The organism is Amycolatopsis sp. NPDC051045 (assembly GCF_040682955.1).
GTDB lineage: Bacteria > Actinomycetota > Actinomycetes > Mycobacteriales > Pseudonocardiaceae > Amycolatopsis.
Window position 1 is genome coordinate 577,421 of sequence record NZ_JBFBCC010000002.1, and the last position, 14,534, is coordinate 591,954.

The window sequence follows — 14,534 nt, forward strand, 5'->3', positions numbered from 1 at the left end:
ACTTTCAGACGGTGGCCGGGCGGCGCAGGGCTTGCCGGCGCACGCGGTTGAACAGCTTCGCGTTGTTCAGGGCGAAGACCCCGACCGTCGCGCCGTCCCGCGAGAACGTCGCCACGAACGAAGCCGACGAAGGGTCGCCGTCCACGAACGAAAGCGTGTCGTCCGGACGCGGGTGCCCGGCCAGCTGCAAGGTCCCCGAATACTGGTCCGACCAGACGTATCCACTGGGCAGATAAGACTGCCCGCTGTGCCCGGCCAGCAGGTTGGCCACCGCGACCGGCGCCTGCTCCGACGCGTTCGTCCAGTGCTCGTGCCGCCGCCCCCCGTACCGGGCCACGTCGCCCACCGCGACGACCTGGGGCAGCTCCGTCACCAGCCCGGCGTCGGTGTGGACGCCGTTGCCGACCTTCAAACCCGAGCCCGCCAGCCACTCGGTCGCCGGAGTCATCCCGACGCCGACCACGACCACGTCGGCGGGGACGAGCGAACCGTCGGCCAGGCGGACGCCCGCCGCGTCCATGCCCGTCGCCGACACGCCGCAACGCAGGTCCGTGCCGTGGTCGGCGTGCAGCCGGGCACAGACGGCCGCCAGGCGAGAGCCCAGCACCGGCGCCAACGGTGCGGCCAAAGCTTCCAGGACCACCACGTCCAGACCCAGCGAACGGCAGGTCGAGGCCACCTCGGCCCCGATGAACCCCGCTCCGACGATCACCACCCGCGCCCCGGGCACCAAAGCCGCGCGCAACGCTAGGGCGTCGTCGACGGTTCGCAGCGTGTGGGCGCCTTCGAAGCCCGGCAGCGTGCGCGCGCGGCCGCCGGTGGCGATCACGACGCCGTCCGCGTGCACCGAGGTGCCGTCCGAAAGGAGTACGCGCCGGTCGGCCGGCTCCAGCGCCGTCGCCCGGACGCCGAGCCGGAAGTCCAGCGCCAGGGACGCCAGGTCACCGGCGTCGAGCAGGTCCAGCGACTCGCGCGAAGCCGTTCCGGCCAGGAAGGCCTTCGACAGCGGCGGCCGGTCGTAGGGCAGGTGCGGCTCGTCGCCGATCAGCACGACACCGCCGTCGTACCCCTGTGCGCGCAGCTCCTGGGCCGCGCGGACCCCGGCGAGCGAGGCGCCGACGACCGCGACGCGCTTCACGCAGCATCCTCGTTCGCCGCGTTCCGGACGTAGACGACACCCTCGTCGACGACCACGGCGTACGTGCGCACCGGGTCCTTCGCCGGCAGGCAGGTCGGCAGGCCGGTGCGCAGGTCGAACAGCGCCGCGTGCAGCGGGCACTCGACGAAGCAGCCTTCGAGCCAGCCGTCGGCCAGGGAGGCGTCCTGGTGGGTGCACGTGTCGTCGATGGCGTACAGCTCCCCGTCGGCGTTGAACACCGCGATGGCGGGCGGCCCCGGGATGCGGACGGACTCACCGGGTGGCAGCTCGTCCACCGTGCACGCGCGAATCATGCCGCCTCCGAGTCCTGTTGCGCATTGGGGAACATCAACTGTGATCCGCAACAAAGTCTGAATCCCGTGAAGGGCGTCGTCAAGGGGGTACGCCCGGGTAGTTTCCGTTACCCGGTAACGAGTATCCGGGCACGCCGAAGGCCCGTACCGAGGATGGCGGTACGGGCGCTGCGACGTCCGGGCTAGTTCTCCCCGTGCCGGTAGAACGGCAGCTTGATCGGGGCGAGCGGGGTGTTGCCGAGGATCAGGTCGGCGGCCTTCTCGGCGGTCATCATCACCGGCGCGTAGATGTTGCCGTTGGTGATGTAGGGCATCACCGACGCGTCGACCACGCGCAGGCCCTCGGTGCCGTGCACCCGCATGCTCTGCGGGTCGACGACGGACCTGTCGTCCACGCCCATCTTCGTCGTGCAGGACGGGTGCAGCGCGGTTTCTGCGTCCTTCGCGACCCAGTCGAGGATCTCCTCGTCGGTTTCCACCGACGGCCCCGGCGAGATCTCCCCGCCGTTGTACGGCTCCAGCGCGGGCTGGTTGAGGATCTTCCGCGCCACCCGCACGGCCTCGACCCATTCGCGGCGGTCGTTCTCGGTCGACAGGTAGTTGAACTTGATCGCCGGGTGCTGCCGCGGGTCGGTCGAGGTGATCTTCACCGAGCCGCGGGTGTCGGCGTACATCGGACCGACGTGCACCTGGTAGCCGTGCCCTTCCGTGGGCGCCGAACCGTCGTAGCGGATCGCCACCGGCAGGAAGTGGAACATCAGGTTCGGGTACTTCACCTCGTCGTTAGACCGGACGAACCCGCCGCCCTCGAAGTGGTTGGTGGCGGCCGGCCCGGACCGCAGGAACAGCCACTGCGCGCCGATGTAGGGCCGCTTCCACTTCGCCAGCGACGGCTGCATCGACACCGGCTGCTTGCAGGCGTACTGGATGTACACCTCCAGGTGGTCCTGCAGGTTCTCGCCGACACCCGGCAGGTCCTTCACGACGTCGATGCCGAGTTTCTCCAGCTCCGCGGCGTTCCCGACGCCCGACAGCTGCAGCAGCTGCGGGGTGTTGATCGCGCCGCCGCAGAGGATGATCTCCTTGCCGTACACCTCACCCGGCACGCCCCGGCCCTGCGAGTACTCGACGCCGACCGCGCGGGTGCCGTCGAAGAGGACCTGTGACACGAACGCGCGGGTCTTCACCGTGAGGTTGGGCCGGTCCAGCACCGGGTGCAGGTAGGCGCCGGCCGCCGACAGCCGCCGTCCTTTCCGGACGTTCCGGTCGAAGGCCGCGAAGCCCTCCTGCCGGTAGCCGTTGACGTCGTCGGTGCGCGGGTAACCCGCTTCCTCGGCGGCGTCGAAGAAGGCGGTGAACAACGGGTTCGACGCCGGGCCGCGCTCCAGCTCGAGCGGCCCGTCGTGGCCGCGCCACTGCCCCTCCGGCCGATCGGCGAGGCAGTTCTCCATGCGGTTGAAGTACGGCAGGCAGTGCGCGTAGTCCCAAGTGGACATCCCGGGGTCGCTCGCCCAGCGTTCGTAGTCCATCGGGTTGCCGCGCTGGAAGATCATCCCGTTGATGCTGGACGACCCGCCGAGCACCTTGCCGCGCGCGTGGTAGATGCGACGCCGGTTCATGTGCGGCTCGGGTTCGCTGCGGTAGCACCAGTCGTAGAACTTCGACCCGATCGGGAACGTCAGCGCGGCCGGCATGTGGATGAAGACGTCCCACTTGTAGTCCGACCGGCCGGCCTCCAGGACGAGGACCTTGTTCGCCGGGTCGGCGGACAGCCGGTTCGCCAGCGCGCAGCCCGCCGAACCACCGCCGACGATGACGAAGTCGTAGGTTTCGGTGCTCATGGGGCCTCCTCAGCCGGGCAGGGAATCCGGGGTCGCGTCGGGCATGTGCTCGGGGCTGGTGTGGGCCGAGCCCCAGGTGCGCCGCCGGACGTACAGCATTATCGCGCCGATGAGCACGATCAGCCCGGTGACGATCACTGCGCCCCACTGGAAGTACCAGTGGTCGGAGCCGTAGACCTCGGCCCGCGGCCAGATCAGGTTGATCGTCATGGCTCCGCCGTAGACGACCGCGACCAGGTTCACCAGCGTGCCCCAGCGGCCCAGCTTGAAGTACGGGCCGTGGCCCGGCCGCGGCCACTGCCCGCGCAGCCGGCGCAGCAGCATCGGGCCGGTGACCATCAGGTAGGGGATGTAGAACAGGATGATCGCGGTCGAGGTCAGGATGAAGAACGCCCGCTGGTTGCCGAGGTTGATCAGCAGCACCACGACGGTGAGGCCACCGGTGAGCAGCGCGGGCAGCACCGGCGTCTTCGACCGCGGCGACACCTTCGCCATCGCCTTGCTGAACGGCAGCCGCCCGTCGCGGGCCATCGCCCAGGCCATCCGGATCGCCGCCGTCTGCACGGCGAGGCAGCACACCGTGATCGCGATCGCCGAGCAGATGAGGAAGGCGTTGCCCAGCCCGGTGCCGAGCGTGCTCTTCAGCAGGTACGGCATGCCGGACGTGCTCAGCTCTTCGGCGCCCAGGTCGCCGACGGCCATCATGCCGACCAGCATCACCAGGCCGCCGACGATGAACGACGCCGTGATCGCCCGCAGGATCGCGCGCGGCGCGTGCTTGCGCGGCTGGGTGGTTTCTTCGGCGAGCGAGCCCGCGGTGTCGAAGCCGTAGAACACGTACGCGCTCATCAGCGACGCCACCAGGAACGCCCCGAGGTACCCGAGTGAGTGACCCTCACCCGTGCCGTGCGTCTCCAGGACGACCTGCGGGCCGCGTTTGACGTGGATCGCCAGCGCGATGATCAGCAGGATGACCGCGGACAGTTCCACCGCGACGCCGAAGTTGTTGATCTTCGCCATCAGCTTCACCCCGATGACGTTCACGATCGTGGCGAACACGACCAGCACCAGGGCCAGCAGGATGGCGTTCTGCGCGCCGCCGGGCGTCGAGGTCAGGCCGGCGTCGGAGTCGCTGCCGACGATCTGGAACGCGGTCGAGACCTGCGGCAGGATGATCTGGTAGGCGACCGCGACGGCGCCGGCCGTGACGATGGCACCGATGATCATGATCCAGCCGGCCAGCCACGACGTCGCGGGTTTCGCGATCTGCTTGGCCCACTGGTACACCGAGCCGGCGAGCGGGAACTGGCCGGCGAGCTCGGCGAAACAGAGCGCGACGGCGAGCTGGCCCAGGAAGACCAGCGGCCAGGTCCAGATGAACGCCGGTCCGCCCGAGGCGAAGCCGAAGAAGAACAACTGGAACACGCCGGTCATGATCGAGATGTAGGAGAACCCGGCGGCGAAGCTGGAGAAGGAGCCGAGGGAACGTTCGAGCTCCTGGCGGTAGCCGAACTTCTCGAGGTCGGAACGGTCGTCCGGGGCAGGCCCCCCGCCCGCCGGCTTTTCTTGCGTGGTCATGGCAACGTCCTCACGTGGTGGGGGAGGGATCCTGGGTGGGGTGGGATGTCAGCCCTTGAACCAGTGCTGCGGAACCGGATCGATGTTCTGGTAGATGTGCTTGCTCTCCTGGTATTCCGCCAGCCCGGACGGTCCGAGCTCGCGGCCGATGCCGGATCGGCCGAAACCGCCCCATTCCGCCTGCGGCAGGTAGGGGTGGTAGTCGTTGATCCACACGGTGCCGTGGCGCAGGGCCCCGGCGACCCGCTGGGCGCGGGACGCGTCCGACGTCCACACGGCTCCGGCGAGCCCGTACTCGGTGTCGTTGGCCAGCGCGATCGCGTCGGCCTCGTCGGTGAAGCGTTCCACCGTGACGACCGGGCCGAAGACCTCTTCCCGGACGATCGCCATGTCCCCGGTGCAGCCGGAAAACACCGTCGGCCGCAGGAAGAAGCCGCTTTCGTACTCCGGTCCTTCGGGCCGCTTGCCGCCCGCCCGGAGCGTGGCGCCCGCTTCGATCGCGCCCTGGATGTAGCCCTCGACCTTGGCGCGGTGCTGCGCGGAGACGAGCGGTCCGGTTTCGGTGGCGGGGTCGAGCCCGTCGCCGACCCGGATCCGATCGGCGCGCTCGGCGAGGTCCGCGACGAACCGGTCATGGATTCCATCTTGGACGATCAGCCGCGCGCCCGCTGAACAAACCTGTCCGGAATGGACGAACGCCGCCATCAGGGCGTAGTCGAGGGCCGTGTCGTAGCCCGCGTCGGCGAAGACCACGTTCGGGTTCTTGCCGCCGAGTTCGAGGGCGACCCGGCGGACGCCCTTGGCGGCGGCGGTCATGATCTTCTCGCCGGTCGCGTAGCCGCCGGTGAACGAGACGAGGTCCACACCCGGGTGCTCGACCATCGCGGCGCCGACGTGGCCCGGGCCGAGCAGGAGGTTGACGACGCCGGGCGGGGCACCGGCCTCTTCGAGGAGCGCGACCAGCTTGATCGTGGTCAGGGGGGTGACTTCGCTGGGTTTGAGCACGACGGTGTTGCCCGCGGCGAGGGCGGGCGCCACCTTCCACGACATCTGCAGCAGCGGGTAGTTCCACGGCGCGATCAGCGCGCACACGCCGACCGGTTCGTGCACGATCCGGCTGACCACGGTCGGGCTGCCGGCGTCGACCACGCGTCCGGCGTCCTTGTCGGCGAGGTCGGCGTAGTAGCGGAAGACGCCTCTTACGTCGTCGATGTCGATGCGGCCTTCGCCGAGGGTCTTGCCGGTGTCGAGGCTCTCGGTGCGGGCCAGCTCCTCGCGGTCGCGGACCAGGAGGTCGGCCGTCCGGCGCAGCAACGCGCTGCGTTCACCGGCGGTGGTGCGGCGCCAGGGACCCTCGTCGAAGGCTTTCCGCGCGGCTCCGACCGCGGCGTCGACCTCCTCGCGGCCCGCTTCGGCGACGGTCCCGATGACCTGCCCGGTGGCGGGGTTCAGCACGTCGGAGCTCGTTCCGGCGGTCGCGTCCGCCCAGCTCCCGTCGATGTAGAGGTCCTTCACGGGCGCCCCTTCCCGGATCGGTAGTGGCTGCTCGGTGCCGTGAGTGCGTACATTTGTACGCGAAGCGTGTACAGATGTCCACAAGGGGGCTCGACGACGATGTCGAACACGGAACCCGCCGCGGCCCGGCGTCGCGGTCCGAACGACCCGGAACGGCGGGCGCGGATCGCCAAGGCAGCGGTCGAGGTCGTCGCCCGGCGGGGGATCGACGGGGTCACCCACCGGGCGGTCGCGGCGGCGGCCGGCGTCCCGCTCGGCTCGACGACCTACCACTTCGCGACCCTGGACGACCTGCTCGAGGTCGCGTTGGTCGAGGCGGCCGAGAAGAACGTCCACGCGCTGAAGGAGTGGGAGTCCGCGCTCCCGCCGGACGCCGACTTCGCCGCGGCGCTGGCCGACCTGGTCATGGGGTACCTCAACGAGCAGTACCGGGACACGGTCGTCGAATACGACCTCTACGTGGCCGCCCTGCACCGGCCGAGGCTGCGCAAGGCGAGCGCGGCCTGGGACGACGCCCTGATCGCGTTCTTCGGCTCCCGCACGGACCCGCTCACCGGCCGCCTCCTGGCCGGCCTGTTCTGCGGCCTGCTGATGCAGGCGGCCCTGGCCGACCCCCGCCCGGCCCGCGACGAGATCGAAACCCTCTTCCGCCGCGCCATCCACGGCCCGGCCAACCCGTAACTCGCGTGATCGAACACGGAACTCGCGTGATCGGGGCCGTAACTCGCCAGTTACGGCCCCGATCACGCGAGTTACGGGTCCAGTCACGCGAGTTACGGGTCCCGTCACGCCGTGTGGGTGAAACGTGCCGGAAATCTTTGGCGGGCATTGAAAAACCTGTCTTGACAGCGGTCCTTCGCGGCAGTCACTCTGTTTCGGAGTGAGCAACTAGACGCGCCTTGCGCAACTACTCCCGTCCTGATCCGCGGAGAGGACCACGCCGGTGACCACAACCGATCTGCCGCCGAGCCTGCTCGCCACGTTGCCCGGCAGTTCCTACACCGATCCGGCGATCTTCGCGCTGGAGCAGGCGAAGATCTTCGAGGCGGACTGGTTCTGCGCCGTGCGCGGCGCCGACCTGCCGAACCCCGGCTCGTTCGAGACCGTGCAGATCGGCAAGGAAAGCGTGCTCGTCGCGCGGGGCCGGGACGGGAAGCTGAACGCGTTCCTCAACGTCTGCCGCCACCGCGGCGCGCGGCTCTGCACGTCCGAAAGCGGCACGGTCAGGCGTGCCTTCCAGTGCCCGTACCACGCCTGGACCTACGGCCTCGACGGCAAGCTCATCGCCGCGCCGAACCTCACCGGGATGCCCGACGTCGACCGCACCGAGTTCGGCCTGACGAAGCTCCACCTGCGCGAGTGGCTCGGCTACGCCTGGGTCTGCCTGGCCGACGAGCCGCCGTCGTTCGAAGAGACCGTGGTCGGCGCGGTCACCGAACGCCTGGGCAGTGCCGAAGTGATCGACGCCTACGGCATCGACGGCCTCGCCCTCGGCAAGCGCATCGAGTACGACGTGAAGGCGAACTGGAAGCAGATCATCGAGAACTTCATGGAGTGCTACCACTGCGCGACGATCCACCCGGAGCTCACCGAGGTGCTGCCGGAGTTCGCCGACGGCTACGCCGCGCAGTACTACGTCGGCCACGGCGCCGAATTCGGCGGCGGGATCCAGGGCTTCACCGTCGACGGCGGCGAAGGCGTCGACCGGCTCCCCGGGGTCACCGAGGCCCAGGACCGCAAGTACTACGCCATCACCATCCGGCCGCAGGTCTTCGTCAACCTCGTCCCCGACCACGTGATCCTGCACCGGATGTTCCCGCTGGCCCCGGACCGGACGCTGGTGCGCTGCGACTGGCTCTACCTGCCCGAAGTCGTCGAATCCGGCAAAGACCTGACGCGGTCGGTGGAGCTGTTCCACCGCGTCAACCTGCAGGACTTCGAGGCCTGCGAACGCTGCCAGCTGGCGATGGACTCGCGGTCCTACGCGCGCGGCGGCGTGCTCGTGCCCAGCGAGCACCACATCGGCGCGTTCCACGACTGGGTCCGCGCCCGGTTGGCACCCTAGAGCAACGCCCGGATGGCGGCCTCGAACCCGGTGACGTGCTCGAGCGTGAGCGCGGCGGCCTTCTCGGCGTCACCTTCGATGATCGCGGTGAGGAGCGGGACGTGTTCGTCGACGTGGCCGGCCATCCCGGACAGCCGGGGCACGAACACGCACCAGATCCGGGTCGCGAGGTTGTCGTACCGGATCAGCGTGTCCTCGAGGAACGGGTTGTGCACGCACCGGTAGATCGCCCGGTGCAGGGCGAGGTCGGTGCGCAGCAGCTCGGCGTTGTCCCCGTCCGGGACGCCCGCGTCGAGCTGCGCGCGCAGCTCGGTCAGCGTCGCGCGGTCGGCCGCGGTCGCCCGCCCGGCCGCGGCGGCCGTCGCCATCGGCTCCAGCGTGCGCCGGACCTCGGAGATGTGCGCGAGGTCGGAGATGTTGACGTCGGTGGCGAACGTCCCGCGCCTCGGGTAGGCGACGACCAGGCGTTCGGACTCCAGCCGTTTCAGCGCTTCGCGGATCGGCGTCCGGCCCATGCCGAGCGTGGTGCCGAGTTCCTCTTCGGTGAGGGGGGAGCCCGGTGGGATGTCCAGCATGACCAGGCGATCGCGGATGAAGAGGTACGCCTGTTCCGCCAGCGAGGGGGGATTGACCTGGGGATGCACGCCGCTTAGTCTACATCGACGATTGATATATCAGAAGTCGACCAGGAGGTCGCCGCATGCCCCGCACCCCCGGCGACGACTTGCCGGAGCACCCGGACTTCCTCTGGGCCGACCCGGAGCCGAAGAAGGCCTACGACGTGATCGTCGTGGGTGGCGGCGGGCACGGCCTCGCCACCGCGTACTACCTGGCCAAGGTGCACGGCATCACGAACGTCGCCGTGCTCGAAAAGGGCTGGCTCGCGGGCGGCAACATGGCCCGCAACACCACGATCATCCGCTCGAACTACCTGTGGGACGAAAGTTCCGGCATCTACGAGCACTCCCTCAAGCTGTGGGAAGGCCTCGAAGAGGACCTCGGCTACCCGATCCTCTTCAGTCAGCGCGGGGTGCTGAACCTGGCGCACAGCCTGCAGGACGTCCGCGACAGCGTCCGCCGCGTCGAGGCCAACAAGCTCAACGGCATCGACGCCGAATGGGTGGACGCCGACGGCGTCAAGGAGCTGTGCCCGATCGTCAACACCTCGCCGGACGTCCGCTACCCGGTGCTCGGCGCCACCTTCCAGCCGCGCGCGGGCATCGCGAAGCACGACTACGTGGCTTGGGGCTTCGCCCGTGCCGCGCACGAGCTGGGCGTCGACCTCATCCAGAACTGCGAGGTCACTGGGATCTCCACGGCGGGTGGCCGGGTGACGGGCGTCGAGACGTCGAGGGGGCGGATCGCCGCGGGCAAGGTCGCGCTGTGCGCCGCCGGCCACACGTCCGTGCTCGCGAAGATGGTGGGCCTGGACCTGCCGCTCGTGTCCCATCCCTTGCAGGCACTGGTGTCCGAGCTGCTGGAGCCGGCCCACCCGACGGTCGTCATGTCGAACGCCGTGCACGTCTACGTTTCCCAGGCGCACAAGGGCGAACTCGTGATGGGCGCCGGCATCGACAGCTACAACGGCTACGGTCAGCGTGGCTCGTTCCACATCATCGAACAGCAGATGTCCGCCGCGCTCGAGCTGTTCCCGGTGTTCGCGCGGGCGCACCTGCTGCGGACGTGGGCGGGCATCGTCGACGTCAGCCCGGACGCCTCGCCGATCATCGGCCTGACCCCGGTCGAGCACCTGTTCCTCAACTGCGGCTGGGGCACCGGTGGTTTCAAGGCGACCCCCGGGGTCGGGAACGTCTTCGCGGCCACCATCGCGCGGGGCAAGCCCCACGAGTACGCCGAGCCCTTCACCCTCGACCGGTTCACCACCGGCGCCCTCGTCGACGAGCACGGCGCCGCCGCCGTCGCGCATTAGGAGTCCCTGTGCAACTCATTCCCTGCCCGTGGTGCGGGCCGCGCGAAGAGGCCGAGTTCCACTACGGCGGCCAAGCGCACGTCGCCTACCCAGCAGACCCTTCGGCGTTGTCGGACGAGGAGTGGGCGAAGTTCGTCTTCTTCCGCGAGAACCCGAGCGGGCCGCTCGCCGAGCGCTGGAGCCACTCCGCGGGCTGCCGCCGGTGGTTCAACGCCGTCCGCGACACGCGCACCCACGATCTGCTGGCGGTCTACCGCCTCGACGAACCCCGGCCGGTGATCCCGTGACCCGACTGTCCGGCGTCCCGCTCAAGTTCACCTTCGACGGCCGCGAGCTGACCGGCTACCTCGGCGACACCCTGGCTTCCGCGTTGCTGGCCAACGGCATCCACCAGGTCGCGACCAGCATCAAGTACGGACGGCCGCGCGGCATCGTAGCCGCCGGCGTCGAGGACTCGAACGCCCTGGTGCAAATCGACGCGCCATTCCCGGAACCGATGCTGTCGGCCACCACCGTGGAGCTGTACGACGGCCTGGAGGCCCGTGGCCTGCGCGGTCGGGGACGGCTCGCCACCGAACCGGACCCGGCGCGGTACGACGCCAAGCACGCCCACTGTGACGTCCTGGTCATCGGCGCCGGTCCCGCCGGGCTCGCCGCCGCCCGTGCCGCCTCCGGCCGGGTCCTGCTCGTGGACGACCAGCCCGACGGCGAAGCTCCGGAGGGTGTCCGGTTCCTCTCGCGCACCACGGCGTTCGGCATCTACGACGACGGGTTCGTGCTCGCCCTGGAGCGCCGGGGTGAACCCGTGGCCCCGGAACGCCTCTCGCGGCAGCGGATCCGGCGCATCCGGGCGAAGCGGATCGTCATCGCGACCGGCGCCCACGAGCGGCCGATCGTGTTCCCGGACAACGACCGCCCGGGCATCATGCTCGCCGGTGCCGCGCGGACGTACCTGAACCGCTACGGCGTCCTCGCCGGAAGCCGCGTGGTCGTGTTCACCACCAACGACTCCGCGCTCGACGCCGCCTCCGAACTGGCCGGCGCCGGGGCCGAGATCGTGCGGATCGTCGACGCCCGCGAGGGCTACGGCGTGATCGGCACCGATGGCGGCGCCGACGGGCACATCACCGCCGCGCACATCGCGAGACTCGGCGAGATGCAGGGCGAGCGGGTCGAGTGCGACCTGCTGCTCGTGTCCGGCGGCTGGAACCCGGCGGTGCACCTGTTCAGCCAGGCCCGCGGCAAGCTCCGGTACGCCCCCGAGCTCGGCGCCTATGTCCCGGACGGCGACCTGCCGACGGTGAGCGTCGTCGGCGCCGCCGCGGGCGAAGGCCTGCCGGAGACGAAGGTGCTCTGGCAGGTGCCCGCGCCGAAGTCCGAAGTGGACACCCGGTTCGTCGACCAGCAGCGGGACGCGACCGTCTCGGACGTCCTGCGTGCCACCGGTGCCGGGCTGCGCTCGCTGGAGCACATCAAGCGCTACACCACCATCGGCACCGCGCACGACCAGGGCAAGACGTCCGGCATGCTCGCCGCGGGCATCACCGCCGAAGCTCTCGGTGCCGACTTGGCAACGCAGCGGCCGACGACGTTCCGGCCGCCGTACACGCCGGTGGCGTTCGCGGCGCTGGCCGGCCGGCACCGCGGTGACCTGCACGATCCCGTGCGCGTCACGACGATCCACCCGTGGCACGTCGAGCACGGTGCCGAGTTCGAGAACGTCGGCCAGTGGAAGCGGCCGCGGTACTACCCGCGGCCCGGCGAGACGATGCACGACGCCGTCCTGCGCGAGTGCCGCGCCGCGCGCAACGGCGTGGCCCTCATGGACGGGTCCACGCTCGGCAAGATCGACGTGCAGGGGCCGGACGCCGGCTGGTTCCTCGACATGCTCTACACGAACATGATGAGCAACCTGAAGGTCGGCCGGATCCGCTACGGCGTGATGTGCGGCGTCGACGGCATGGTGCTCGACGACGGCACGGTCATCCGCGTCGCCGAAGACCGGTTCCTGGTCACCACGACCACCGGCAACGCGGCGAAGGTCCTCGACTGGATGGAGGAGTGGCTGCAGACGGAGTGGCCGCACCTCAGCGTCTTCGCGACTTCGGTCACCGAGCACTGGGCCACGATCCCCCTGGTGGGACCGAAATCGCGAGAGGTCCTCGGCCGCTTGGCGCCGGGACTCGACGTCTCCAACGACGCTTTCGGGTTCATGACCTGGCAGGACGCCGAGGTCGCCGGAATTCCGGCGAGGGTGTGCCGGATCAGCTTCTCCGGCGAGCTGGCCTACGAAATCAACGTCCGGTCGTGGCACGGGATCGCGCTCTGGCAGTCCATCGTGGCCGAGGGTGCCACGCCGTACGGCACCGAAACCATGCACGTCCTGCGCGCGGAAAAGGGCTACCCGATCATCGGCCAGGACACCGACGGCACAGTCACCCCGCAGGACCTCGGCATGTCCTGGGTGGTGTCGAAGAAGAAGGCCGACTTCCTCGGCAAACGCTCCTTCGCCCGCGCCGAGAACAACCGGCCCGACCGCAAGCAGCTCGTCGGCCTGCTGCCGGTGGATCCGTCGGTGCTGCTGCCGGAGGGCTCGCAGCTCATCGAGTCGGAAGTCGTGCCGGAACCGCCGGTGCGGATGCTCGGCCACGTCACGTCCAGCTACCACAGCGCCGCGCTCGGCCGCACCTTCGCACTGGCGTTGGTGCGGTCCGGGCGCGAGCGGATCGGCGAGACGCTGTACGTCCCGGCCGGCGACCGGGTCGTGCCGGTGACCGTGACCGGATCCGTGCTCTTCGACGAGGAAGGAGCCCGTCGTGACGGTTGACGCGGTCGAAGAACCGTTCCGCACCCAGCTCACCGTGCGCCTCCGGGACGGGCACGCCCTGCTCGGTGCCGACCTGCCGGAGCCGTGCACGTTCACCAGCCGCAACGGCGTCGACGTGCTGTGGATGGGGCCCGACGAGTACCTCGTGCTCGCCGAACCGGGACGTCAGGCCGAACTGGAAACCGCGCTCCGGGAGGCGGGCGCGGCGGCCGTCGTCGACGTTTCGGCGCAGCGCGTGACCGTGCGGCTCACCGGGGCGCACGCGCGGGACGTGCTGGCCCACGGCTGCTCGATCGACCTGGACCCGGCGGTGTCGCCGCCCGGCACGTGCGTGCAGACGCTGCTCGTCCGCACCGGGATCATCCTGATGGTCCGGGAAGAGGGCTTCACCATCCTCGTGCGCCAGTCGTTCGCCGGCTACTTCACGACCTGGCTGGCCGACGCGAGCCTCGAGTACCAGGAGGTTCCGTGGCCTTCACGCTGACGCTCAAGTGCCCCGAGCGTTCGGGCATCGTGCACGCCGTCACGACGTTCCTGGTCGGGCAGGGCTGCGACATCGTCGAGCACCAGCAGTTCGACGACGACATCCGCGGCTCGCTGTTCCTGCGGACGTCGTTCACCTGCACCGAAGAGACCACTGTGGACGATGTGACCCGCGCGTTCGCCCCGGTGGCCGGCGACTTCGCCATGGAGTTCGGCTTCTCCGACGGCACCCCGCCGCGGATCCTGGTCATGGTCTCGAAATTCGGGCACTGCCTCAACGACCTCCTGTTCCGCTGGCGCGCGAACGGGCTCGGCGCACACGTCGCAGCGGTCATCTCGAACCACGAGGACCTGCGGTCGATGGCCGAGGCGGCCGGGGTGCCGTTCGTGCACGTCCCGGTGACGCCGGAGACCAAGCCGGAGGCCGAGCAGCGGCTGCTCGACCTGATCGGGGAGTACCAGGCCGACCTCGTGGTGCTCGCCCGGTACATGCAGGTGCTGTCCAACGAGCTGTGCCAGAAGCTCGAAGGCCGCGCGATCAACATCCACCACTCGTTCCTGCCCGGTTTCAAGGGCGCCAAGCCCTACCACCAGGCCTACGACCGGGGCGTCAAGTACGTCGGGGCGACCGCGCACTACGTCACCCCCGACCTCGACGAGGGCCCGATCATCGAGCAGGAGGTCCAGCGCGTCGACCACACGTACTCGCCGCGCGAACTGGTGACCGTCGGCCGCGACGCCGAGGCACTGGCCCTGTCGCGGGCGGTGCGCTGGCACTGCGAACGCCGCGTCCTGCTCAACGGCAACAGCACGGTTGTGTTCAGGTAAGCCGTCTTCCGGGAG

At 69.8% G+C, this 14,534-nt stretch carries 13 protein-coding genes; 7 read left to right on the forward strand and 6 right to left on the reverse strand.

The window, feature by feature from the left end:
* Positions 1–4 precede the first annotated feature (4 nt).
* The 5 genes from AB0M80_RS06945 to AB0M80_RS06965 form a co-directional block, all read right to left on the reverse strand.
* Positions 5–1,138 carry an FAD-dependent oxidoreductase gene (locus tag AB0M80_RS06945; RefSeq protein ID WP_364559968.1) on the reverse strand — a complete coding sequence of 378 codons (1,134 nt, stop codon included), beginning with the start codon at positions 1,136–1,138 and terminating at the stop codon, positions 5–7.
* Complete coding sequence (locus AB0M80_RS06950) at positions 1,135–1,452, reverse strand: bifunctional 3-phenylpropionate/cinnamic acid dioxygenase ferredoxin subunit (RefSeq protein WP_364559970.1); 318 nt, start codon at positions 1,450–1,452, stop codon at positions 1,135–1,137. The genes AB0M80_RS06945 and AB0M80_RS06950 overlap by 4 nt, the downstream gene beginning before the upstream one ends.
* A gap of 182 nt (positions 1,453–1,634) precedes the next feature.
* Complete coding sequence (gene betA / locus AB0M80_RS06955) at positions 1,635–3,293, reverse strand: choline dehydrogenase (protein ID WP_364559973.1); 1,659 nt, start codon at positions 3,291–3,293, stop codon at positions 1,635–1,637.
* 9 nt (positions 3,294–3,302) lie between these two features.
* On the reverse strand, positions 3,303–4,871 hold the full coding sequence (locus AB0M80_RS06960; protein ID WP_364559975.1) for an amino acid permease: 1,569 nt from the start codon (positions 4,869–4,871) through the stop codon (positions 3,303–3,305).
* A 48-nt stretch (positions 4,872–4,919) separates the two neighbouring features.
* Positions 4,920–6,386 carry an aldehyde dehydrogenase family protein gene (locus AB0M80_RS06965; protein ID WP_364559977.1) on the reverse strand — a complete coding sequence of 489 codons (1,467 nt, stop codon included), beginning with the start codon at positions 6,384–6,386 and terminating at the stop codon, positions 4,920–4,922.
* 99 nt (positions 6,387–6,485) lie between these two features.
* On the opposite strand from AB0M80_RS06965, the gene AB0M80_RS06970 reads away from it, so the two are divergent.
* Both AB0M80_RS06970 and AB0M80_RS06975 read left to right on the forward strand, forming a co-directional pair.
* Complete coding sequence (locus AB0M80_RS06970; protein ID WP_364559980.1) at positions 6,486–7,067, forward strand: TetR family transcriptional regulator; 582 nt, start codon at positions 6,486–6,488, stop codon at positions 7,065–7,067.
* 262 nt (positions 7,068–7,329) lie between these two features.
* Positions 7,330–8,451 carry an aromatic ring-hydroxylating dioxygenase subunit alpha gene (locus tag AB0M80_RS06975; protein ID WP_364559983.1) on the forward strand — a complete coding sequence of 374 codons (1,122 nt, stop codon included), beginning with the start codon at positions 7,330–7,332 and terminating at the stop codon, positions 8,449–8,451.
* On the opposite strand, the gene AB0M80_RS06980 is transcribed toward AB0M80_RS06975, so the two are convergent.
* A complete protein-coding gene (locus AB0M80_RS06980; protein ID WP_364559986.1) occupies positions 8,448–9,095 on the reverse strand; it encodes a GntR family transcriptional regulator in 648 nt (215 codons plus the stop codon). The two genes, AB0M80_RS06975 and AB0M80_RS06980, sit on opposite strands and share 4 nt — an antisense overlap.
* Before the next feature lie 56 nt (positions 9,096–9,151).
* Between AB0M80_RS06980 and AB0M80_RS06985 the strand changes: the two genes are divergently transcribed.
* The 5 genes from AB0M80_RS06985 to purU are packed head-to-tail and all read left to right on the forward strand — an operon-like array spanning position 9,152 to position 14,519.
* Positions 9,152–10,381, forward strand: coding sequence for a sarcosine oxidase subunit beta family protein (locus tag AB0M80_RS06985; protein WP_364559989.1), 1,230 nt, complete (start codon positions 9,152–9,154; stop codon positions 10,379–10,381).
* Between the two features lie 8 nt (positions 10,382–10,389).
* Positions 10,390–10,668 (forward strand): sarcosine oxidase subunit delta, encoded by a 279-nt coding sequence (locus tag AB0M80_RS06990; protein WP_364559992.1) that lies wholly within the window; start codon positions 10,390–10,392, stop codon positions 10,666–10,668.
* Positions 10,665–13,208 carry a 2Fe-2S iron-sulfur cluster-binding protein gene (locus tag AB0M80_RS06995; RefSeq protein WP_364559995.1) on the forward strand — a complete coding sequence of 848 codons (2,544 nt, stop codon included), beginning with the start codon at positions 10,665–10,667 and terminating at the stop codon, positions 13,206–13,208. The genes AB0M80_RS06990 and AB0M80_RS06995 overlap by 4 nt, the downstream gene beginning before the upstream one ends.
* Positions 13,198–13,692: a sarcosine oxidase subunit gamma family protein gene (locus AB0M80_RS07000; RefSeq protein WP_364559997.1), complete on the forward strand. Its 495-nt coding sequence runs from the start codon at positions 13,198–13,200 to the stop codon at positions 13,690–13,692. Before AB0M80_RS06995 ends, AB0M80_RS07000 begins: the two co-directional genes overlap by 11 nt.
* Positions 13,677–14,519, forward strand: coding sequence for a formyltetrahydrofolate deformylase (gene purU, locus AB0M80_RS07005; RefSeq protein WP_364560000.1), 843 nt, complete (start codon positions 13,677–13,679; stop codon positions 14,517–14,519). The genes AB0M80_RS07000 and purU overlap by 16 nt, the downstream gene beginning before the upstream one ends.
* Positions 14,520–14,534 lie beyond the last annotated feature (15 nt).

What these genes read in the sequence shown, in the direction of transcription:
- AB0M80_RS06950 (WP_364559970.1), bottom strand. Translation starts at nt 1,452, where the DNA reads ATGATTCGCGCGTGCACGGTGGACGAGCTGCCACCCGGTGAGTCCGTC.
- AB0M80_RS06960 (WP_364559975.1), bottom strand. Translation starts at nt 4,871, where the DNA reads ATGACCACGCAAGAAAAGCCGGCGGGCGGGGGGCCTGCCCCGGACGAC.
- AB0M80_RS06985 (WP_364559989.1), top strand. Translation starts at nt 9,152, where the DNA reads ATGCCCCGCACCCCCGGCGACGACTTGCCGGAGCACCCGGACTTCCTC.
- betA (WP_364559973.1), bottom strand. Translation starts at nt 3,293, where the DNA reads ATGAGCACCGAAACCTACGACTTCGTCATCGTCGGCGGTGGTTCGGCG.
- AB0M80_RS06970 (WP_364559980.1), top strand. Translation starts at nt 6,486, where the DNA reads ATGTCGAACACGGAACCCGCCGCGGCCCGGCGTCGCGGTCCGAACGAC.